The 19888-nt window shown below is 63.8% G+C and carries 20 protein-coding genes; 10 read left to right on the top strand and 10 right to left on the bottom strand.

Features of this window, described 5'->3' with window-relative positions; genetic code table 11:
* Nucleotides 1-256 precede the first annotated feature (256 nt).
* The 4 genes from AWB65_RS16900 to AWB65_RS16885 form a co-directional block, all read right to left on the bottom strand.
* The gene (locus tag AWB65_RS16900; RefSeq protein WP_087668248.1) at nucleotides 257-1408 is read right to left on the bottom strand and encodes a porin; all 1152 of its coding nucleotides are present in this window, start codon (nucleotides 1406-1408) and stop codon (nucleotides 257-259) included.
* Nucleotides 1409-1949: 541 nt separating this feature from the next.
* Nucleotides 1950-2729, bottom strand: coding sequence for an ABC transporter ATP-binding protein (locus AWB65_RS16895; RefSeq protein WP_087668247.1), 780 nt, complete (start codon nucleotides 2727-2729; stop codon nucleotides 1950-1952).
* Nucleotides 2730-2745: 16 nt separating this feature from the next.
* Nucleotides 2746-3459, bottom strand: a complete 714-nt coding sequence (locus AWB65_RS16890; RefSeq protein WP_087655105.1) for an ABC transporter permease — start codon at nucleotides 3457-3459, stop codon at nucleotides 2746-2748.
* A 15-nt stretch (nucleotides 3460-3474) separates the two neighbouring features.
* Nucleotides 3475-4161 carry an ABC transporter permease gene (locus AWB65_RS16885; RefSeq protein WP_087655104.1) on the bottom strand — a complete coding sequence of 229 codons (687 nt, stop codon included), beginning with the start codon at nucleotides 4159-4161 and terminating at the stop codon, nucleotides 3475-3477.
* A 341-nt stretch (nucleotides 4162-4502) separates the two neighbouring features.
* Between AWB65_RS16885 and AWB65_RS16880 the strand changes: the two genes are divergently transcribed.
* Nucleotides 4503-5201, top strand: coding sequence for a pirin family protein (locus AWB65_RS16880; protein ID WP_087668246.1), 699 nt, complete (start codon nucleotides 4503-4505; stop codon nucleotides 5199-5201).
* 106 nt (nucleotides 5202-5307) lie between these two features.
* Here the strand turns inward: AWB65_RS16880 and AWB65_RS16875 are convergent, their stop codons facing one another.
* Nucleotides 5308-5880: a Spy/CpxP family protein refolding chaperone gene (locus AWB65_RS16875; RefSeq protein ID WP_087668245.1), complete on the bottom strand. Its 573-nt coding sequence runs from the start codon at nucleotides 5878-5880 to the stop codon at nucleotides 5308-5310.
* Nucleotides 5881-6112: 232 nt separating this feature from the next.
* Between AWB65_RS16875 and AWB65_RS16870 the strand changes: the two genes are divergently transcribed.
* Both AWB65_RS16870 and AWB65_RS16865 read left to right on the top strand, forming a co-directional pair.
* A complete protein-coding gene (locus AWB65_RS16870; protein ID WP_087655101.1) occupies nucleotides 6113-6835 on the top strand; it encodes a response regulator in 723 nt (240 codons plus the stop codon).
* Entirely contained in the window at nucleotides 6819-8171 is a 1353-nt protein-coding gene (locus tag AWB65_RS16865; RefSeq protein ID WP_087668244.1) for an ATP-binding protein, read from the top strand. Before AWB65_RS16870 ends, AWB65_RS16865 begins: the two co-directional genes overlap by 17 nt.
* A 7-nt stretch (nucleotides 8172-8178) precedes the next feature.
* Here AWB65_RS16865 and AWB65_RS16860 read toward each other — a convergent pair whose 3' ends face one another.
* Together AWB65_RS16860 and AWB65_RS16855 are read right to left on the bottom strand one after the other, a co-directional pair.
* On the bottom strand, nucleotides 8179-8442 hold the full coding sequence (locus AWB65_RS16860; protein WP_087668243.1) for a double-stranded DNA-specific endonuclease: 264 nt from the start codon (nucleotides 8440-8442) through the stop codon (nucleotides 8179-8181).
* Nucleotides 8443-8531: 89 nt separating this feature from the next.
* Nucleotides 8532-10217 carry a sensor domain-containing diguanylate cyclase gene (locus tag AWB65_RS16855; protein ID WP_087668242.1) on the bottom strand — a complete coding sequence of 562 codons (1686 nt, stop codon included), beginning with the start codon at nucleotides 10215-10217 and terminating at the stop codon, nucleotides 8532-8534.
* Between the two features lie 378 nt (nucleotides 10218-10595).
* Between AWB65_RS16855 and AWB65_RS16850 the strand changes: the two genes are divergently transcribed.
* Both AWB65_RS16850 and AWB65_RS16845 read left to right on the top strand, forming a co-directional pair.
* A complete protein-coding gene (locus tag AWB65_RS16850) occupies nucleotides 10596-12350 on the top strand; it encodes an ABC transporter permease (RefSeq protein WP_087668241.1) in 1755 nt (584 codons plus the stop codon).
* 12 nt (nucleotides 12351-12362) lie between these two features.
* The gene (locus AWB65_RS16845) at nucleotides 12363-13715 is read left to right on the top strand and encodes an ABC transporter ATP-binding protein (protein WP_087668240.1); all 1353 of its coding nucleotides are present in this window, start codon (nucleotides 12363-12365) and stop codon (nucleotides 13713-13715) included.
* Between the two features lie 72 nt (nucleotides 13716-13787).
* Here AWB65_RS16845 and AWB65_RS16840 read toward each other — a convergent pair whose 3' ends face one another.
* The 3 genes from AWB65_RS16840 to AWB65_RS16830 form a co-directional block, all read right to left on the bottom strand.
* On the bottom strand, nucleotides 13788-14297 hold the full coding sequence (locus AWB65_RS16840; RefSeq protein WP_087668239.1) for a hypothetical protein: 510 nt from the start codon (nucleotides 14295-14297) through the stop codon (nucleotides 13788-13790).
* On the bottom strand, nucleotides 14294-14848 hold the full coding sequence (locus tag AWB65_RS16835) for a hypothetical protein (protein ID WP_087668238.1): 555 nt from the start codon (nucleotides 14846-14848) through the stop codon (nucleotides 14294-14296). Before AWB65_RS16835 ends, AWB65_RS16840 begins: the two co-directional genes overlap by 4 nt.
* A 235-nt stretch (nucleotides 14849-15083) precedes the next feature.
* Nucleotides 15084-16151: a sigma-54 interaction domain-containing protein gene (locus AWB65_RS16830; protein ID WP_087668237.1), complete on the bottom strand. Its 1068-nt coding sequence runs from the start codon at nucleotides 16149-16151 to the stop codon at nucleotides 15084-15086.
* A gap of 555 nt (nucleotides 16152-16706) precedes the next feature.
* Here AWB65_RS16830 and AWB65_RS16825 point away from each other — a divergent pair.
* The 5 genes from AWB65_RS16825 (at nucleotide 16707) to AWB65_RS16805 (ending at nucleotide 19842) form a co-directional block, all read left to right on the top strand.
* A complete protein-coding gene (locus tag AWB65_RS16825) occupies nucleotides 16707-17045 on the top strand; it encodes a hypothetical protein (RefSeq protein WP_125474144.1) in 339 nt (112 codons plus the stop codon).
* Nucleotides 17046-17100: 55 nt separating this feature from the next.
* Nucleotides 17101-17418 (top strand): ElaB/YgaM/YqjD family protein, encoded by a 318-nt coding sequence (locus AWB65_RS16820; RefSeq protein ID WP_087655093.1) that lies wholly within the window; start codon nucleotides 17101-17103, stop codon nucleotides 17416-17418.
* Nucleotides 17419-17462: 44 nt separating this feature from the next.
* Nucleotides 17463-17711, top strand: a complete 249-nt coding sequence (locus AWB65_RS16815; RefSeq protein ID WP_087668236.1) for a hypothetical protein — start codon at nucleotides 17463-17465, stop codon at nucleotides 17709-17711.
* Between the two features lie 295 nt (nucleotides 17712-18006).
* A complete protein-coding gene (locus AWB65_RS16810; protein WP_087668235.1) occupies nucleotides 18007-19404 on the top strand; it encodes a sigma-54-dependent transcriptional regulator in 1398 nt (465 codons plus the stop codon).
* 219 nt (nucleotides 19405-19623) lie between these two features.
* Entirely contained in the window at nucleotides 19624-19842 is a 219-nt protein-coding gene (locus AWB65_RS16805) for a hypothetical protein (RefSeq protein ID WP_087668234.1), read from the top strand.
* Nucleotides 19843-19888 lie beyond the last annotated feature (46 nt).

Below are 19888 nucleotides of genomic sequence, written 5' to 3'. Positions count from 1 at the left end.
GGTGGGAAGCTGCTTTCTTTGCTTACTTTCTTTGCAGCAGCAAAGAAAGTGAGTCCCGCCCCGGACAGGGGCAGAGCAAATAGACCGCAAAGAAATCAAGTTCCACAGAAGCCCAGGCGCATCAACCGGTGTGGAAACCCCAATGCGCGAGCGAAAATAAAAAACGGTGCGATACCCTTTCGGGCACCGCACCGATACGCGCCTCTCGCAGCAGCGTGAAAACTCTCTCAAACCTTTTCTGTGTCAGCCCCGTCGATCAGAACGAGTGCTGGATACCTGCATACACGCCCGACTGGCTGTGGCCTTGCAACGGGTTGTCCGTCGACGCAGCGTTGCCGAAGTTGTTGGCGTTCAGACCGTAGTTGGCCGACTTGCTGTTCTGCACGGTCGCCACCTGAATGTCCAGCAGCGTGCGCTTCGACAGGTTGTACGAGCCGCCGACCGTGTAAAGCGTCGCATTGCCGGCGCCGTTGTTGGCGTTCGAGTGATAGACCGCAGCGATCAGCGCCGCTGCCGGCGTGGCTTGCCACGTCACACCACCCCATTCGTGGTCGATCGTCGACGGCTGGCCAGGCAGCAGATTCGTCATGCCCGAGCTGCGGATGGCCTGATAAGCGCCCTGGATCTTGAACTGGCCCAGGAACACGTTGAACGCCGCCGTGTACTCGCGCGAGAAGCCGTACACGCCGTTGCCGTTCGCCGTGCCGCCGTTGAGCGGGTCATACACGCCGCCGAGCTGACCGTTTGCCGGATTGCGGATTTCGTCGTACATGCCGCGGATCTGGAAGAGCGCGGACGTGTACGTCAGTTGCAGACCGCCTTCACGGCCTTGCGGCGTCGTGCCGTTACCATTCCAGTTCGTCGCGTTCGACAGCGCGTACTGGCCGTAGACGTCAAAGCCGTAGAACTTCGGCGACTGGTACGAAATGTTGTTGCTCGATTGCGGCCAGTTGCGGCCACGCACCAGCGAAGCCGACGACCAGTTCGACTGGCCGAACGGATCGAAGTCCCACACGCCGTTAGCGATGAAGAGTTCACGGCCCAACAGCAACGTACCAAAGTTGTTGTTCGCGAAACCGACCGTCGCCCAGCGATTGAAGATGCCGTTGTTGCCCGGGCCCTGACCCGTCATCGTGTTGAAGCTGCCTTCCAACTGGAACACGGCCTTGTAGCCGCCGCCCAGGTCTTCGACGCCCTTCATGCCCCAGAGGCTCGTACCCCAGTCGCCGCTTTCCGCGCGGAAGCGGTGCGTGCTGCTGGTGGCCTGACCGGCCGCGCCGACGCCTTGCGGCACGCCGGTCATGTATTCGAGCCCCGCGTCCAGGCGACCATACAGCGTCACGCTGCTTTGAGCGTGAGCTGCAACGCCGACCGTCAGCAGCGATGCCGCGAGCAAAGCTTTCTTCATCATCTCCTCCAACCCTGTCAAAAAAAGGAACCCCAAGTGCTGCCGTGTGGTTCGATGCCAGATGCGAGCGCATCCAACCGGAAATCGTTTTCAGAGGAAACACACGAAGGCCGGTATGCCGCGTCGCGCGCCCGGGAAGGGCGAGGGCACGGTTGCCGGCCAGCGGATTCGGCGTCTCCTCAGTTCTTTTTGAAGTAAAACTACTTTTTGTGAACTTCGTTTTGGTACTTTGATTACTAATTTATCAAAATACGATTTGGGCGCCAAAGAAATTTGCTGTTTCCCATCCATGTGTCTCAAAAATGCAATGCCGGTGTGCCACGTGCGACACGCCGCATCGATCAGATGTTGCCTAAACCCTTACCGGATAAGCGTTTAATGAAGTTGTAAGCTTTAGGTCAAGGAATGACACTATTGACGAGTGATCGATCGAGGGGTAGGGCGATAAAGAGGCCAAAACCATGCTGCGCGGGCCTCGCGGGCGTAAAAAAAGCGCCCGGCGGACGCTTTTCAGGTAACTCGACTACAAGAACTACAGGGATCACTTCAGGCTGCCCGACAGGAACTGCCGCAGTCGCTCGCTCTTGGGGTTGCCGAACACCTCGTGCGGGTGTCCTTCCTCCTCGATTTTCCCCTGATGCAGGAACACGACGTGGTTCGACACGTTGCGCGCGAACGCCATTTCATGCGTCACGACGATCATCGTGCGGCCTTCCTCCGCGAGCGTCTGCATTACCTTCAGCACTTCGCCGACGAGTTCCGGATCGAGCGCGGACGTCGGTTCGTCGAAAAGCATGACGTCGGGATGCATCGCCAGCGCCCGCGCGATCGCGACGCGCTGCTGCTGCCCGCCCGACAGATGCGACGGATACTGCTTCTCCACGCGCGGCGCGAGCCCGACTTTCTCCAGATACGTCCGAGCGCGGTCCTCGGCGTCCTTCTTCGAGAGCCCGAGCACGTTCACCGGCGCTTCCATGACGTTCTCCAGCACGTTCATGTGCGACCACAGATTGAAGTGCTGGAACACCATCGAGAGCTTCGAGCGCACGTCGCGCAACTGCTTCTGGTCGGCGACCTTCAGCGCGCCCGTCTTGTCCTTGAGCGTGCGGACTTCCGCGCCGTCGACGAAAATGCGCCCCTGGTTCGGCTGCTCGAGAAAATTGATACAACGCAGCATCGTGCTCTTGCCCGACCCCGACGAGCCGATGATGCTGATCACGTCGCCGGCCTTCGCCTTGAGCGACACACCTTTCAACACTTCGTTGCTGCCGTACTGCTTGTGGAGGTCGTCGACAAAAAGCTTTTGCATCTGGGAATTCATGTGCGGTCCTGGGAGACTATTTGCCCTGCGGCCGCAGGTACGCGAGCCAGCGATACTCGGCGCGGCGGAACAGCCACACGAGCGCGAACGAAATGACGAGGTAGAGCAGCGCGGCGATGCCAAACGCCTCGAACGACTTGTACGTCGCCGAATTCACGTCGCGCGCGATCTTCAGGATGTCGGGCACCGTCGCCGTGAAAGCGACCGTCGTGGCGTGCAGCATCAGGATCACTTCGTTGCTGTAGTAAGGCAGTGCGCGCCTGAGCGCCGACGGCAAAATCACCCGCCGATACAGCGTGAACGACGACATCCCGTACGCGCGCGCCGCTTCGATCTCACCGTAGGGCGTCGCCTTGATCGCGCCGGCGAAGATTTCAGTCGTGTACGCGCAGGTGTTGAGCGTGAACGCGAGCAGCGTGCAATTCATGCCGTTGCGGAAGAACTGGTCGAGCAGCATGTGGTCGCGCACCACTTGCAGGCTGTAAAGCCCCGTATAGCAGAGCAGAAGCTGCACATAGAGGGGCGTGCCGCGAAACACATAGGTATACAGCCACACGCCGCGCGAGAGCAGCCGGTTTTTCGAGACGCGCGCCACGGCAAGCGGTATCGAGAGACAGAACCCGAACGCGATCGATACGACCAGGAGCCACATCGTGATGGCGAGGCCGGTGATGCGGTAGCCGTCGGTGAAGAGGTAGTTCTTCCAGTATTCCTGGATGATTTCAAGCATGGGGTCCGCCGCTTTTTATAGGTCTGCCTTGCGCACGCCGATCGAATAGCGGCGTTCCAGCCAGATCAGCACGAAATTCGAGACGGTCGTGATCACGAGATAGATCGCGCCCGCGAGCAGCGTGAAGAAGAAAAACCGCAGCGTGCCCTTGCCGGCGTCCTGCGAGGCCTTCACCACGTCCGCGAGACCGATGATCGACACGAGCGCCGTCGCCTTCACCATGACCTGCCAGTTGTTGCCGATGCCGGGCAGCGCGAAACGCATCATCTGCGGAAACATGATGCGGGAGAAGGTCTGCCACGGCGTCATGCCGTAGGCGGCGCCCGCTTCGAGCTGGCCGCGCGGCACGGAAAGGAACGCGCCGCGGAAGGTTTCGGTGAAATACGCGCCGTAGATGAAGCCGAGCACGAGAATGCCGGCGAGAAACGGATCGATGTCGATCTGGTCCCAGCCGAGCAGGTCGGTGAGCTGATTCAGCCAGATCTGGATGCTGTAGAAGAGGAGAAGCATCAGCACGAGATCGGGGACGCCGCGGATCAGCGTTGTATACAGCGTGCCGATGCCCGACGTGATGCGGTTCCTGGAGAGCTTCGCACCCGCGCCGATCAGCCCGATGACGAAAGCGAAAACGAGCGACAGCACCGCCAGTTTGACGGTCTGCCAGGTGCCCGAGAGAATCAGCGGCCCGTAGCCTTGAAGCATGGTGATTCCTTGATGACGTGCGGTTTCATGGACGTATCTGCGCCGCGTGGGCCATTGGTGCTCCAACGGTCGGTATTCTAGGCGTCCAAAATTGGGGCACGGCGATTTTGCGACGGACTGCGAGCGCTTTCGCGCACGGACCAAACTTACGCCAGACCCCGCCAGGCGGCCCCCGCCGGCGAAAAGCGCGGTATTTTACCCGAAGCCGTGCACGGCGCCATCGAACCCGGATTTCTCCGATTACGCACATTTTCAGGACGGTGTAGTGCCGCCGCGCCCGTTGTTCGGGAGGCCTCGCGCCCTTACATTGACTGCATCGCAAAACCAACCGGAGAAACGAAATGTTCGAGATTCGACGCGGCAACGAGCGCGGTCATGCCAACCACGGCTGGCTCGATTCGTACCACAGCTTTTCGTTCGCGGACTACCACGACCCGGAGCACGTCCACTTCGGCGCGCTGCGCGTGATCAACGAGGATCGCGTCGCGGGCGGGCAGGGCTTCGGCACGCACGGCCATCGCGACATGGAAATCATCAGCTACGTGCTGGAAGGCGCGCTCGCGCACCGCGACAGCATGGGCAACGGCTCGACGATCCGCCCCGGCGACGTCCAGCGCATGAGCGCCGGCACCGGCGTGCGGCACAGCGAGTACAACGGTTCGCCGAGCGAAACCGCGCATTTTCTGCAGATCTGGATCATTCCGGATGCGCAGGGCGGCGCGCCCGGCTACGAGGAAAAGCGTTTCGACGATGCCGAAAAGCGCGGCCGCCTGCGCGTGATCGCATCGCCCTCGGGCCGCGACGGCGCGGTGAAGGTCGGCGCCGATGCCGAGATCTACGCCGGTCTTTTCAACGGCGACGAGCGCGCGGAGTTCGACGTGCCGGCCGGGCGGCGCGTGTATGTGCATGTGGCGCGCGGGGCGGTGTCGGTGAACGGCGAGGCGCTCAAGGCCGGCGATGCGGCGAAGCTGGAAGACGTGTCGAAGGTGACGATCGAGCGCGGTGACGACGCCGAGGTGCTGGTGTTCGATCTGGCCTGAAGTTCAAATAGGCGCTCGCAGCAAGCAAAACGGCCCGTTCGGGCCGTTTTGCGTTGGCGCAGCGAGATCGACTTGCGCCGTGTGAGGCGCGAGTCTCGGGTGGCCCTTACGGCTTCACCGCCGAAGCCGCGCCGTCCGCACCCGGCGCGCCATGCTTGCCCCAGCGCTCGTGGCGCTCGTGCATTCGCGCGAAGTGCTTCTTCAGCGCCGTGCTGACAGTGGTTTTCTGCTGATCGTTCAGCGAGTTATAGAAATTGAGCCACGCAGTGGCCGTCTGCTCCTTCAACTGCGCGTTCTGCACGTCGATCTTCTGATGCGCCGCGTGCATCGCGTTCAGATCGAGGATCGGCTGCTGCTGTGCCGCTTCGAACTGCTGGCGCATCTGCTTGTGGCTCTCGCGCACGGCGGCGTGGTTCTGCTTCATCGTGTCGAGTGCGGTCTGCCACAGCTTTTCCTGGTCGGCGTTAAGCTTCAGTTGGCCGTGCAGTTCGTTCAACTGCTTTTGCATGCGCATTTCCATGCGATGGCCGTCGTGCCCGGGACCGCCGGGGCCAGCCATCGCCATGCCGGGACCGCCGGGCGGCGGAGCATCGGGAGCGGGCGTGGCGGCGTTGGCGGCGCCGATTGTCATGGCGAGCGCGGCGGCGGTGATGGCGAGGATTCGGGTTTGCTTCAGCATCGTGGACTCCTGTTATTGATGTGCGAAGCCGAGTCAGCGTTGCTTGCGTCTCTTGGAACAAGTCTCACGCCTTCGGTGAGACACAGCGTAGGGTTTCCTCACAAACGGCGTGTTACGGCAAACGGAATGCTTGTTACGCCGGTTTACGAGCCGCTTTCGCCGTAACACCCCGTAACCCTTTACGGCGCGTTCTTCGCGGATGCCGCGCGGGCCGCGCGTTAAACTTCCTGCCATGACTACACAAATTCTTGTCGTCGATGACGACGCAGAACTCCGCGATCTCCTGCGCGACTATCTGGTCCGGCAGGGCATCGAAGTGTCGGTGCTGCACGACGCCGGTTCGCTCGAGCGGCGCATCGAGCGCGAGCGCCCCGACCTCATCGTGCTCGACCTGATGATGCCCGGCGTGGACGGCCTCACCGCGCTGCGCAAACTGCGCGCGTCGGGCGACGACATCCCGGTCATCATGCTCACCGCGCGCGCGGACGACGTGGACCGCATCGTCGGCCTGGAACTCGGCGCCGACGACTACCTCGGCAAGCCGTTCAACCCGCGCGAACTGCTCGCGCGCGTGCAGGCGGTGCTGCGGCGGCGGCGCACGATTCCGTCGGCGGCGCCCGAGCAGCGCGAGCCGTTCTCGTTCGGGCGCTTCAAGCTCGATTTCCAGTCGCGCACACTGCAGCAGGACGGCAAGCCGATCACGCTGTCCGGCAGCGAATTCGCGTTGCTGAAGATTTTCGTCAACAACCCGATGCGCACGCTTACGCGCGAACGCCTGCTCGAACTGCTGCACGGCCCGGAATACGACGGCACCGACCGCGGCATCGACGTCCAGGTCTGGCGCCTGCGCCGCATCCTCGAAACCGATCCGTCCGCGCCGCGCTTCATCCAGACCGTGCGCGGCCGCGGCTACGTGTTCGTCCCCGACGGCGAGCAAAATGCGCCGGCCCATTGATTCGCTGTTCGGCCGGCTCGTCGTACTCGTCATCGGCGTGCTGGTCCTGTCGCACCTTGCGTGGTTCGCGGTCATTCGCGTCGAGCGCGACAACAATCAGACGCGCTACGCCGTCGAAGAGGCCACGTTCCTCGTCGACGCCGTGCGCCAGCACATCGCCAACTCGCCGAACCAGCCGCTGCCCTCGCGCGTGCGCGTCGTCCCGCCGACCGATCCGGACGTGCCGAAGGCGAAGCCCGCCACGGCGGACGACGACGTTCCGCCGCCGCTCGGCCGCTTTCTCGACGACATCCGCGATCGTTTCCCCGACGGCACCGAAGTGCGCCTCGGCGAACCCGGCGCGCCGCCGAGCATCTGGGTGAAGGGTCTGAAAGACGCCGACTGGATCGTAGTTCCGGTGCAGCCGCTGCGTCCGCCGCGTTCGCGCGACCGCATGCTGGTGTGGCTTGCGATCATTTTCAGCACCGCTGTGATGGCTGCATTGCTCGCCGCGTGGCAGTTGCAGCAGCCGCTGCGTTCGCTCGCGCAGGCGGTCGGGCGCTTCGGGCGCGGGCAGCCGACGCCGCCCGTGCCCGAACGCGGCCCGCGCGAGCTGCGGCAACTGACGCACGGTTTCAACCAGATGGTGCGCGAAGTCTCGCAGACGGAAAACGATCGCGCGGTGATGTTGGCGGGTGTCGCGCACGACCTGAAGACGCCGCTCGCGCGCCTGCGTTTGCGCGCCGAAATGATGGACGACGCGAAAACCCGTGACGGCGTCGTGCGCGACGTCGATTCGATGGCGCATATCGTCGACCAGTTTCTCGTCTTTGCGCACGATCGCGCGGACGGCAGCGAGCCGATCGAAGTGGACCAGCAGTGCGAGAAGATCGCGCGCACGTATCGCGCGGTGACGCCGGGCGCGCAGCCGGTCCAGACGCGCCTGCTGGCGGGCCCGAGTTTCGTGCTGCCCGCCGCGACGCTCGACCGCGTTCTCTCGAACCTGCTCGACAACGCGCACGCCTACGGCGCGCCGCCGATCGTCATCGAGACCTCAAGGGGCGTAAATGGCTGGGTGCTGAGCGTGGCGGATCACGGCGGCGGCATCGCGCCGGACGATCTGATCAAGGCGAGCCGGCCGTTCGTGCGGCTCGATCCGGCGCGCGGCGGCAGCGGTCATAGCGGCCTGGGCCTCGCGATCGTCGAGCGGCTGGCGCGGCGCGCCGGCGGCGAATGCGAGATCGGCAATCACGAGGGCGGCGGCTTGCAGGTGTTGATGACGTTCCCGTTCGAGGTCGCGACGCGTCCGGCCGAGGAGCGCCGCGCGGGATCGCACCGCGAAGAGCGGGCGATCTGAGCGATTTTCAGTCGAAGAGCGTTTCGAGCGCGGAGGCCGCTTCGCTGTCGACGGTGTTGTAGGTGACCGTCTGCGCTTCGAAAATGTAATGTGTCGTGTACTTGCCGAGCCGCTCCAGGATCTCCTCCTGGATCACTTCCGGCGCGACGTCGATTTTCAGGAACCACGTGGTCGATGAAAGCCGGGTCTGGAACGAGCCATATTCGGCGAGCAGGTGGTCGAATGCTTCAGCGTCCTGATCGCGGCAGACGATGACCAGATTTCCCTTCATGCAAACCTCCCGAGGACAGCGGCGTCGATAGTTGAATGTCGATGATACCTGCTGTGCTCAAGCGTTGCTGCGGTGCATGGCAAAGGCGATCACTTTCCGGTCAGCGAGTTTTCCGGCCGCCGCGCGGACGGCGCCGTATCGGCGGGGCGCACTTCGCTGCGGTCGCGTCCACGCGATTTCGCCTCGTAGAGCGCGAGGTCGGCGCGGCTCAAAATCCACTCGGTGGCGTCGCCCTCGGCCAGTTCCGTAATGCCGATGCTCACCGTCAGCGAGGCATCCTCGGGCAGATGCGCGCAGTGCTCGTGGTGGAAGCGCTTGCGCAGCCGCTCGAGCACGGCCTGCGCGTCGGCGAGCGCCGTCTGCGGCAGGAGCAGCCCGAATTCCTCGCCACCGAGCCGGCCGATCGCATCGCTCGGGCGCAGTTGCGCGCGGCACACCTCGACGAAATGCTCGAGCGCACGGTCGCCCGACGCGTGGCCGAAACGGTCGTTGATCTGCTTGAAGTAGTCGAGATCGGCGATCGCGACCGAGAGCGGCGTGCCCGCCGCGCGCGCGAGTTCGACCTCGTGGCGCAGCGTGTCGAGGAAATAGCGGCGCGAGAGGGCGCCTGTCAGCGCGTCGTGGCGCGCTTCCGCCGAGAGCAGCGTATTGGCGGCCTGCAACTGCTCGGCGAGATCGCGGGTCGCGCGGTGCAGGCGCCGCTCACGCGAATACGACGTCGCGATCACGGTCACGAGCGCGACGATGCCGAGCATCGTGAGAAACACGAGGATGCGGTCGCGGCTGTGGTTGCGCGTGAGGTCCGGCCAGCTCGTGAGCGGATGCACGATGTGCGCCGAAAGCCCGGAATTGAGGCCCGTGCGCTCGTCGTATAGCGAAGGCAGGGTGCTGCCGTTGGCGGCGTAGAACGTATCGGCGACGGCGAGCGGCAGCCACTTCTCCGTCTCGCGAATCTGCGCGCCGATGTGCGCGACGCGCAGTTCGGGAAACGCTTCGCGCCGGTAATGATCGACGCGTTCCGCGAGCGTCATGCGCGCGACCGGCGCGTTCGGCATCGCTTCGTATTCGAGCCGGCCGTCGTGCGCCATCACGACGACGCCGTTCTCGTCGGTCACGAACGTGCCCGCGCGCGACACCCAGTGCCGCAGCCGGTCGATGCTCACCTTCGCGATCACCGCGCCGACGAGAAAGCCGTCGTCGTAGACAGGCGCCGCGATGAAGATGCCCGGCTCGCCGGAAAGCCGCCCGACGCCGTACATTTCGATGAAGCCGCCGAGCAGCGCGCGCGCCACGTAGCCGCGTCCGCTCATGTCGAAGCCGATGAAGCTGGTCTCGTCGGTGGCGTTGCTGGATGCGACACAGAGGCCCTGATCGTTGACGAGCCAGACGGAATCGAGCCCGGAAAAGCCCTGTGCGTCGTGCAGGAAATTGTTGACCTTGACGAGCTCGGCGCGCGCCATCCAGTCGGCGCGGCGCTCGGATTCCGTCGCCGGCGGCTTCGAGGCATAATGCCGCGATTCCACGAGCGCGTGCTGCATCAGGTCCATCTGGGCGAGCGTGGCCGGAATGGCGCGCGACATCGCCAGGTCGCTCGCGATGATCTGCGCCATGTTGTCGACGATCGATGCCGCCATCTGACGCTCCGCGCGCACCGTGGCGGACATTTCTTGTTGTACCATTCGGTCCGACAGCGCGCCGGCAAAAACCCAGCACGCGCATGCGAGCAACGCGAGGCCGAGCGTCGCGGTCACATGGTGCAAGGTTGTCTTGTTCATCGATCCTCTAGTCGCGAAGGGCGCATCGGCCGGACAATTCTTCTTTTAGCAGACAAGCCACGATTGGACGATGTTTTTGGCCGGCTATCAAGCATCTTGTCGGTTGATACGACGCGCACCGAACAAAATAGCGGGTTTGTCCTCGCTTGAACGCAGGTTTTCGTGATCGGCGGAATACGTCACCGGGGATGGCGCCTTACGCCATGATCCTCGCTGGCGCTTCATTTTGCATCGCATGTGCCGATGAGCAACAGTCGAAGATGGCTTGCGCGGTTGTGCCTGTCATGCAGCTTGGTGTAGTGTCGGCCGGTTCTGCACGGCAAACGCGAAAACGCACGCCGGCAGCCATACGCAACAAGCCTCACGGGGAGGGCCTCTATGGATTTTGGTTTCAATCTGAATCGCATGGCGAACGCGTCGGCGTGGCGGCTCCTGCCCAATCGCTGGGATTTCGTCGCGTTCCCGATGATCATCTGCATCATCGCGCTCGCCGCAGTCGGTTTCCACGAGACGATGGCGCCGATCTCCACGCTGCAAAGCCAGGCGATTTCCCTCGATCCGTCGAATCTGCCGGAATATGCGCTGCGCACGACGTTGCGCATGCTCGCGGCGATGGTCGCGTCGCTGATATTCACGCTCGCCTACGGCACGCTCGCGGCGAAGAGCCGGCGCGCGTCGGTCGTGCTCGTGCCGATTCTCGACATCCTGCAGTCGGTGCCGGTGCTCGGCTACATCTCGTTTACGGTCACCTTCTTTCTCGCGCTGTTTCCCGGCCGCGTGATCGGCGCCGAGTGCGCGGCGATCTTCGCGATCTTCACAAGCCAGGCGTGGAACATGACGTTCAGCTTCTATCAGTCGCTGCGCACGGTGCCGCGCGACCTCGACGAAGTCTCGCGCGGCTTTCACCTGACCAACTGGCAGCGCTTCTGGAAGCTCGAAGTGCCGTTTTCGATGCCGGGCCTCATCTGGAACATGATGATGTCGATGTCGGGCGGCTGGTTTTTCGTGGTCGCCTCGGAAGCGATCACGGTCGGCAATCGCACCATCGTGCTGCCGGGCATCGGCGCGTATCTCGCGGCGGCCATCGGCGAGCGCAACCTGGGCGCGATCGGCTGGGTGATCCTGACGATGACCATCGTGATCCTCGCCTACGACCAGCTGATGTTCCGTCCGCTCGTCGCGTGGGCGGACAAGTTCCGCATGGAGACGACGAGTTCGGGCAACGCGCCGGAATCGTGGCTGCTCGACCTGATCCGCCGCACGCGCCTGATCCACCGGCTGCTCGTGCCGGCCGGCTGGCTCTTCGCGAAGGCCGCGCGCGCGCCGATCAAGCTGCCGCCGCTGCAAGGCGTCGTGCGCATTCCGCTGCCCAAAGGCACGACGCCCGGACGCGCGGGCGACATCGCGTGGGCGGCGGTGATCCTGATCGTGACGGCGCTCGTTGTCTGGAAGGTGACGGCGTTCGTCATGACCGGCGTCACGTGGCACGAAGTCGGGCACGTGTTCGTGCTCGGGCTCATCACGCTCCTGCGTGTGATCGTGCTGATCGCGATCGCCTCGGTGATCTGGGTGCCGGTCGGCGTCTTGATCGGGCTGCGTCCGGCGCTCGCGGAGAAGCTTCAGCCGGTCGCGCAGTTCCTCGCCGCGTTCCCGGCGAACCTGCTGTTTCCGGTGTTCGTCGTCGTGATCGTGAAGTTTCACCTGAACCCGGACATCTGGCTTTCGCCGCTGATCGTGCTCGGAACGCAGTGGTATATCCTTTTCAACGTGATCGCGGGCGCGACGTCCTATCCGAACGACTACCGCGAGGCCGCGACCAACTTCCAGATCAAGGGCTGGCAGTGGTGGCGTCAGGCGATGCTGCCGGGCATCCTGCCGTACTACATCACCGGCGCGATCACGGCCTCGGGCGGCGCGTGGAACGCGAGCATCGTGGCCGAAGCAGTGTCGTGGGGCGATACGAAGCTCGTCGCGCATGGCCTCGGCGCCTATATCGCCGAGACGACCGCCGCCGGCGACTATCCGAAGATCATTTTAGGCATCGCCGTGATGTCGCTCTTTGTCACGCTGTTCAACCGACTGCTGTGGCGCCCCCTGTACGCGTACGCCGAAGCGAAGCTCCGGCTGGATTGAGGACGAGTTCCGATGCAGAACGTCAAGAACATGCAAACGCCGGTGCAGCAGGGCACCGCCACGCCGACAACGCCGCCGCGTCTCGGCGAAGAGATCCTGCGGGTCGATAGCGTCAGCCGGGGTTTCAACAAGACGCAGGGCGAACTGCTCGTGCTCGACGACGCGAACCTGTCGCTGCGCGAGGGCGAGATCGTCGGCTTGCTGGGGCGCTCGGGGTCGGGCAAGTCCACGTTGTTGCGGATCATCGCCGGGCTGATCGAGCCGACGGGCGGCGAAGTCACCTATCTCGGCCAGCCGTTGCGCGGGCCGGCGAAGGGCGTCGCGATGGTGTTTCAGACCTTCGCGCTCTTTCCGTGGCTGACCGTGCTGCAAAACGTCGAGGCCGGACTCGAAGCGCAGGGAGTCGGCGCGCGCGAGCGGCGCGAGCGCGCGCTCGCGGCGATCGACCTGATCGGTCTCGACGGCTTCGAGAACGCGTATCCGCGCGAGTTGTCGGGCGGCATGCGCCAGCGCGTGGGTTTTGCGCGGGCGCTCGTGGTCGATCCGACGCTTTTGCTGATGGACGAGCCTTTTTCCGCGCTCGACGTGCTGACCGCCGAAAACCTGCGCACCGACCTGCTCGATCTCTGGACGCAGGGGCGCATGCCGATCAAGTCGGTGCTGATCGTCACGCACAACATCGAGGAAGCGGTATTCATGTGCGACCGGATTCTGGTGCTGTCGTCGAATCCGGGGCGCGTGATGGCCGAGATCAAGGTGCCGTTCAAGCATCCGCGCAACCGGCTCGACCCGGCGTTCCGGCGTCTCGTCGACGACATCTACGCGAAGATGACCGCGCGCAAGCTCGGCGAGGCGACGAAGAAGGGGCTGGAGCTGGGAAGCTGGCTGCCGAACGTGTCGACGAACCTGATGGCGGGTCTGATCGAAACGCTCGCCGCCGATCCTTACCACGGCCGCGCCGACATGCCGGAAATCGCGCGTTCGCTGCATCTCGAAGTGGACGATCTGTTTCCGGTCGCCGAAGTGCTGCAGTACCTCGGTTTCGCGGATGTGCGCGAGGGCGATATTTTCCTGACGCCACCCGCGCGCGTGTTCGCGGAATTCGGCACGCAGGAGCGCAAGATGATGTTCGCCGAGCATTTGCTGCGGCATATTCCACTGGCGGCGCGGATACGGAAGGTGCTGAACGAGCGGCCGGGGCATCGCGCGCCGCGCGTGCGCTTCGAGCAGGAGCTGGAGGATTTTCTCTCCGATAAAGCCGCCGAGGAGACGCTCGATGCGGTGATTACATGGGGGCGTTACGGCGAGATTTTTTCGTATAACGATCAGACGGAGATGTTGAGTCTGGAGGATGTGGAATCCTGATTCGGTCGCACATATGAAAAGGCGGCTTGCCTCGTAAGGGCAAGCCGCCTTTTTATCGCGTGCGAGAAAAAGCTACTGCAAATTCCCCCACCTTTCCACCGCCGGTTCCGCCGACGCCCACTTCCACCCGTTCGACTGTTTGCAAGTCGTCGCGAGGAACCAGCTTTGCGGCGCGCCGGCTTCGTCGCCATCGACGACGGAGAACGCGAATTCCCTGCATTCCGCGAGCGCGCTCCTGAACTCGCGTACCACGCGCACCTCACCGTGCCCGTTCTCGACCGGCAGCGTATGCTTCACGCGCCACGGCCGCGTCTCGCCGATCGTGAGATCGCCCGCCGTGACTGCGATCGCTTCCTGCTGATCCTTGTGCAGCGACTTCATCACGCGACGCACGGCTTCATCGGTGGCCGCCTGCACCGCAATACCTACGCCGATGCCGACCGCCGGATTGCTCGACACGAGACCCGTCGCGACGCCGGCGGCCGCTCCGCTCGCGGCGCCAATCGACGACGGCGCGCACCCGCTCACGATCGCGCAGCTCGCCGCGGCCGCCGACAGAATCAGGATGAAGCGCATCGTCATTGCAGGGCGCCCCAGCGCGGTGTCGCCGGTTCGGCCGACGCCCACTTCCACTTGATGCCGTCGCGGCAGACGGACGCCACGTAGAACGCGCTTTCGGCGGCGCGGTCCTGGGTTGCGTCGCGATCGACGGAGAATACGATTTCCTTGCAGTCGAGCGTGCCGCTGCTGATCGTGCGGCTCACCGTCACGCGGCCTTTCTCGTCTTCTTCGATGGGCACCGAGTGCGTCGCCTGCCACGGTGCGACCGCGCCGACGGCGAGCGGCCCGGCGACACTGGCGATGCTGTCCTGCGTGCCGGTGTGCACGACGCGCTGTGAATACTGCACGCCCGCGCGGGCCGCGGCGACCGCGCCCAGGCCGATGCCGGTAGCGACCGCTGCGTTGTTCGTGATCGACCCGGCGATCGCGGCGCCCGCGATACCGGCGCCGGCCGTCGCGCCTTCGCTATAGAGTGAGTTGCAGCCCGTGAGGCTTGTGCAGGCGATGGCGCCCGTGACGATCGCGGCCAGCGCGGCGGCGCGCGATCGGCGCCGGTGAACCAGTGTCTGCATGTTGCTTTTTCCTTCGTCTGCTCTTGTTCTTTCGATTTGGCAAGCGTGCTTGCAAGGTCCTTTCGATAAAGCTCGGAACCCTAAGCAAACCGCTTGCCCGGGCATTCTGAAGCAAGCACGGAATACCGCAAAAAGGAAAATTGCAAGAATTTGCAAATGGAGGGACGAGCTATCCGCTCTTTGAAATAAGCGGATGAATCGCGGCCAGCAGGACGCTGGCCGTGCAATGGATGAATCAGCTATCCGCAGCGGGCGCCGATGCGTCCGACTCGGCGCCTTCGTTCTCATACGCGCCAAGCCGGTTGTAAAGCGTCTTGAGACTCACGCCGAGCGCCTTCGCCGCGCGCCGCTTGTCGCCGCCGCAATGCTTGAGCGTACCGAGAATGATCTGTTTCTGCGCATCGGCGAGCGGCGTGCCGACCCAGACGTTCATCGCATCGCCTTGCGTGACAGGCTTTTTCACACGCGAGGCCAGATGCGGATGCGCGATCTCGACCGTTTTCTCCGCCAGAATGAACGCGCGATACACCGTATTCTTCAACTCGCGCACGTTGCCGGGCCACGAATAAGTGCGCAGCATGTCGAGCGCGCGCTTGCTGAACACCTTGCTCGTGCCTTCCTGCGCGTTCATCTCCGAGAGGAAATGCTGCGCGAGGAATTCGCGATCGGTGTCGCGTTCGCGCAGCGGCGGCGCGCGCAGCGGAAACACCGCGAGCCGATACATCAGGTCTTCGCGCAACCCATGCTCCTTGACGGCGACGACCGGATCGCGATTGGTCGCCGCAATCACGCGGACGTCGGAATGAATCAGATCGCTGCCGCCGACGCGAAAGAACGTGCCCGTCTCCAGCGCGCGCAGCAGCTTCACCTGCCGCACCGGCGACATTTCCGTCACTTCGTCGAGAAAGAGCGTGCCGCCGTTCGCGTGCTCGAAATAGCCGATGCGTCCTTGCACCGCGCCCGTAAAGCTGCCTTTTTCGTGGCCGAAGAGTTCGGCTTCGATCAGGTTGTCGGGAATCGCGCCGCAGTTCACGGCGACGAAGGGCGCGTCACGGCGCGCGCTGTGATCGTGGATCGTGCGGGCGATCAGTTCCTTGCCGGTGCCGGATTCGCCGATGATGAGCGCGGTGGCATCGGTGCTCGCGACGCGTTCGATCTGCGAATACAACTCCAGCATCACGGGTGACGAGCCGTATAAAAGTCCATATGACTTCAAGCCCGGCACTTCTCCCGCGTTGCGCTTCTTCTGCGTCGGCGTATCGCCCGTGGCGACGGCCGGCGGGTCCAGTTCGGTTGACGCCATGTGTCTCAAGTCCTGCAAATGTTGGAGGGGCTGGCCCGGGCGATGGGGATGCGCGGCAGAGGGCGCCAGGCCCAAGAGCGGCGCCGGAGATCGCCTCCAGGCGAATCACGCCGCAACGTGACGCACGCGGCCAAGCGTGCGTCCCGGTCGTCCATCAGGCGGCATGGGCTGCGCCGCTTCCCCGGCAAGGCCTGTGTGCGTCGATCGGCGTCCGTCGCCCGATGCCCATTTACGCCCGCGACGCGGTGCGCATTGGGCACGCAAGTTATCTCAATATTCGCTATTTAACCATTCGTAGCGACGTTGCGGCAATGAGCATTGTCAGTCGCGATCGAATTTGTCTGATTGCCGCGAACGCGGCCGCGCGCGTGCGGCAAGCTTCACCGCAGGCCGTCCGAAGTTACATGGCGACGGCGTAATACTTACCCGCGACGCGTTGCCCGGGCGGTTGCCCGTTGCCGCGCGACGCTTTCGGACCGGCCCGGACGCGCGCCTGGCACGAAAGCTGCGGAGGGTGGGTACCTGCAATCGAAAGGCCGAAATCGGCACACCGTCATGGAAGACTCCCTGAATTTCGACATTCCCCTCGTGGATCGCGAGCGCCCCGTGCGGCGTGCCCGAGCGCCCCGTTCGGGCACGGCGAGAGCCGAGAGGCCGGAACTCCAGGCCGGCGAACCGATCGACATCTATCACTGGGCCGCCGTCGCGCTCGTGACGGCGCTGATGTGCGCCGTGCTCGCATACGCGGCTGGCACGCCGGCGCTTTCGCGCGCGGCGAACGTGACGAGCGTCGTGTTCGGCGCGATGGGCAGCGCGCTCGTTCTCGCGGGCATCGTCCGGATGCTGCGCGGCCGGTTCGCTGGTGTGCGCCTCGCGGCCCGGCGACCGCAATAAGCGGCCGATCTCAACAGATACCAACCCACAGACAAAACGGCGAGGACCTCACGACATGAGCCAGACGACTGTCCAGCTTGCTCTGGGCAAGCAAAAGATCATCGAAGACATCAAGGTGCTGCTGAACGACTCGGAAGAGTTGCTGCGCCTCTCGGCGACGCTGCCGGGCGAGGGCGTCGACGCGTTGCGCACGCGCCTGCGCGATCACGTCGAAACGGCGCGCAACGCACTCGACGACGCCCAGGCGAACGCGCAATCCAAGTACCGCGCGGGTATCGACTGCACGGAAAAGTACGTGCGCGACAAACCGTGGGAGGCGCTCGGCGTCGCAGCGGGAATCGGATTTTTCTTGGGGATTCTGATTTCGCGCTGAAACACAGCTAACTAAATGATGATTTGATAAGACGGAGAACCCAAATGGCACGACCGAGAATCGGAGTATTCAGCGCGCTCTTTGCCGTGGGCGGCGTGCTCGCGTGGAAGTGGATGCAATCGCAGGATGCCGCGAGAAAGCGCGGCGCGCGCGACCTGAACCGCTGGGAAGATGAAGGCGGCAAGGTGGTCACGCCGTCGACTGCGTCGAAGGCGACGCCGTCCAATACGAGCGCGAACGGCGCCGACGCGATCGGTGGCACGGCCGACGCCTGGAATTTTCCGCGCAGCTAAAACCGGCATCTCGAATACCGGCAGAAGCGCCCGACGCACGTCCTCACGGACGTGCGTTTTATCTTGATAAAGCCGTATAATCAATTGATGGTGGGCCATAATTTCGCTATATGGCAATTATTGCGACCCTTCGATTTGGTTGCACGAGACACCGGCAACTTTTTCATTTTCAGCGCGTTCCGTGCGTTTGACGCGGACACCGTGCCCGGCCTGGCGGCGTTGCAACGTCTGCCCAGAGAAGCCCGCGCCGCCTCAAGGCGCGTGACCTGACAACGCTTTAAAAGACTCAAGACGCATGCCACATGTATTGATTGTCGATGACGATCCCAGTACCCGCGAGGCGCTAGCCGCGATCATTGGCGAAGACGGACTGACGACAGCCACTGCCGGCGACCTGCGCGAAGCGCGCATCCAGCTCATCCGGCAGACGCCCGATGTCGTGTTCACGGACCTGAAGCTGCCGGACGGCTTGGGCGTCGATCTCTTCGAAGACCTTGATCCGCGCTCCGGCGTCGAGGTCATCGTGATCACCGGGCACGCGACGGTCGAGTCGGCGGTGAACGCGCTGAAGATGGGCGCGACCGATTACCTCGTCAAGCCGATCAATATGCAGCGCGTGAAGGCGATCCTCTCGCGCCTGCCACGTCCTGGCGACCTCAAGGCGGAAATCGGTACATTGCGCGGCGAGTTGCGCCGCATGGGCCGCTTCGGCCTGATGCTCGGCAATTCGCCCGCGATGCAGACCGTCTACGACCAGGTCGGCCGCGTCGCGCCGACGGCGGCGTCGGTCCTGCTGATCGGTGAATCGGGCACCGGCAAGGAAGTCGCCGCGCAGACGCTCCACGAACTGAGCCTGCGCCGCAAGCACTCGTTCATCGCGGTGAACTGCGGCGCGATTTCGCCGAACCTGATCGAATCCGAAATGTTCGGGCACGAGCGCGGGTCGTTTACCGGCGCCGATCGCCAGCACAAGGGCTATTTCGAGCGCGCGAACGGCGGCACGCTGTTCCTCGACGAAATCACCGAGATGCCGATCGAACTGCAGGTGAAACTGCTGCGCGTGCTGGAAACCGGCATGTTCATGCGCGTCGGCACGACGAAGGAACTCGAAACCGATGTGCGCCTGATCGCCGCGACCAACCGCGATCCCGAGCAGGCCGTGCTCGAAGGCAAGCTCCGGCTCGACCTGTATCACCGGCTGAACGTGTTCCCGATCAACCTGCCGCCGCTGCGTGAGCGGGGCAAGGACGTCGAACTGCTCGGACAGGCGTTTCTCGATGAACTCAACTCGCGCTACAACACGAAGAAGACCTTCCCGCCGGCCGTGCGCGAGATGCTCGCTTCGTATCCGTGGCCGGGCAACGTGCGCGAGCTGAAGAACTACGTGCAGCGCGCGTACATCATGTCGGGCGCGGAATCGGACAGCACGGCGGCCGTGCCGCTGCAGATCTCGCTGTCGAAGCCGTCGGCCGGAACGGCGGTCACGATCGCGTTCGGCACATCGCTCGCGGAAGCGGATCGACAGCTGATTCTCGCGACGCTCGAGCAGTGCGGCGGCGTGAAGACGCGTGCAGCCGAAATCCTCGGCATCAGCCTGAAAACGCTTTATAACCGGCTCGTCGAGTACGGCGAGGACGCAAACAAGGCGGCCGTCGGCGAGACGAGCGACCTAGGCGATTCAAGCGTGAACTAGCCGCTTCAACGTCGCAATCCGTAGACGAAACGCAACGCCCGCGCATTGATTTGCGCGGGCGTTTTTCATTGGCGATCCAGCCGATCAGCGCCGATAATGAGATAAGCGCGGCAGGGCGCAAGCGCGTGTAAAGCAGGCGAGGGGCATGGCCCTTGCTGTCGTTGTAAGCAAGGCTCGCGTGTGTCGAGTCGACCATCACTACAACGACCAGGAGCCGCCATGTCCGATCCCGTTTCCGCTGGCACCCTTCGCACCGGCGCAATTCACGCGCAGACACCGCAGGTGCCGGACCCGCCTGTGACGCCTCCCGATGAGCCACCGCCGCCGCAGATTCCGCCCGACACCAATCCGGACCCAACGCGCGAACCGCCGACGCCGCCCATGCAACCGATTGGCGATCCGCCGCCCGGACCAAACGAGGCGCCGCACGTCAGATAAACGCGCCGCCGCGATGCACTAAACAGACTGCGGATCACGAATAAGG

Origin of the sequence: Caballeronia humi, from assembly GCF_001544475.1 — a bacterium.
GTDB classification, from domain to species: Bacteria; Pseudomonadota; Gammaproteobacteria; order Burkholderiales; family Burkholderiaceae; genus Caballeronia; species Caballeronia humi.
Note: the sequence above shows the minus strand (reverse complement) of the source record. Positions and strands in the feature narration are given on the sequence as shown.

Excerpts from the sequence above, each read along its gene's own strand:
- AWB65_RS16900 (WP_087668248.1), bottom strand. The coding sequence starts at position 1,408 with ATGAAGAAAGCTTTGCTCGCGGCATCGCTGCTGACGGTCGGCGTTGCA.
- AWB65_RS16895 (WP_087668247.1), bottom strand. The coding sequence starts at position 2,729 with ATGAATTCCCAGATGCAAAAGCTTTTTGTCGACGACCTCCACAAGCAG.
- AWB65_RS16890 (WP_087655105.1), bottom strand. The coding sequence starts at position 3,459 with ATGCTTGAAATCATCCAGGAATACTGGAAGAACTACCTCTTCACCGAC.
- AWB65_RS16885 (WP_087655104.1), bottom strand. The coding sequence starts at position 4,161 with ATGCTTCAAGGCTACGGGCCGCTGATTCTCTCGGGCACCTGGCAGACC.
- AWB65_RS16880 (WP_087668246.1), top strand. The coding sequence starts at position 4,503 with ATGTTCGAGATTCGACGCGGCAACGAGCGCGGTCATGCCAACCACGGC.
- AWB65_RS16875 (WP_087668245.1), bottom strand. The coding sequence starts at position 5,880 with ATGCTGAAGCAAACCCGAATCCTCGCCATCACCGCCGCCGCGCTCGCC.
- AWB65_RS16870 (WP_087655101.1), top strand. The coding sequence starts at position 6,113 with ATGACTACACAAATTCTTGTCGTCGATGACGACGCAGAACTCCGCGAT.
- AWB65_RS16865 (WP_087668244.1), top strand. The coding sequence starts at position 6,819 with ATGCGCCGGCCCATTGATTCGCTGTTCGGCCGGCTCGTCGTACTCGTC.
- AWB65_RS16860 (WP_087668243.1), bottom strand. The coding sequence starts at position 8,442 with ATGAAGGGAAATCTGGTCATCGTCTGCCGCGATCAGGACGCTGAAGCA.
- AWB65_RS16855 (WP_087668242.1), bottom strand. The coding sequence starts at position 10,217 with ATGAACAAGACAACCTTGCACCATGTGACCGCGACGCTCGGCCTCGCG.
- AWB65_RS16850 (WP_087668241.1), top strand. The coding sequence starts at position 10,596 with ATGGATTTTGGTTTCAATCTGAATCGCATGGCGAACGCGTCGGCGTGG.
- AWB65_RS16845 (WP_087668240.1), top strand. The coding sequence starts at position 12,363 with ATGCAGAACGTCAAGAACATGCAAACGCCGGTGCAGCAGGGCACCGCC.
- AWB65_RS16840 (WP_087668239.1), bottom strand. The coding sequence starts at position 14,297 with ATGACGATGCGCTTCATCCTGATTCTGTCGGCGGCCGCGGCGAGCTGC.
- AWB65_RS16835 (WP_087668238.1), bottom strand. The coding sequence starts at position 14,848 with ATGCAGACACTGGTTCACCGGCGCCGATCGCGCGCCGCCGCGCTGGCC.
- AWB65_RS16830 (WP_087668237.1), bottom strand. The coding sequence starts at position 16,151 with ATGGCGTCAACCGAACTGGACCCGCCGGCCGTCGCCACGGGCGATACG.
- AWB65_RS16825 (WP_125474144.1), top strand. The coding sequence starts at position 16,707 with ATGGAAGACTCCCTGAATTTCGACATTCCCCTCGTGGATCGCGAGCGC.
- AWB65_RS16820 (WP_087655093.1), top strand. The coding sequence starts at position 17,101 with ATGAGCCAGACGACTGTCCAGCTTGCTCTGGGCAAGCAAAAGATCATC.
- AWB65_RS16815 (WP_087668236.1), top strand. The coding sequence starts at position 17,463 with ATGGCACGACCGAGAATCGGAGTATTCAGCGCGCTCTTTGCCGTGGGC.
- AWB65_RS16810 (WP_087668235.1), top strand. The coding sequence starts at position 18,007 with ATGCCACATGTATTGATTGTCGATGACGATCCCAGTACCCGCGAGGCG.
- AWB65_RS16805 (WP_087668234.1), top strand. The coding sequence starts at position 19,624 with ATGTCCGATCCCGTTTCCGCTGGCACCCTTCGCACCGGCGCAATTCAC.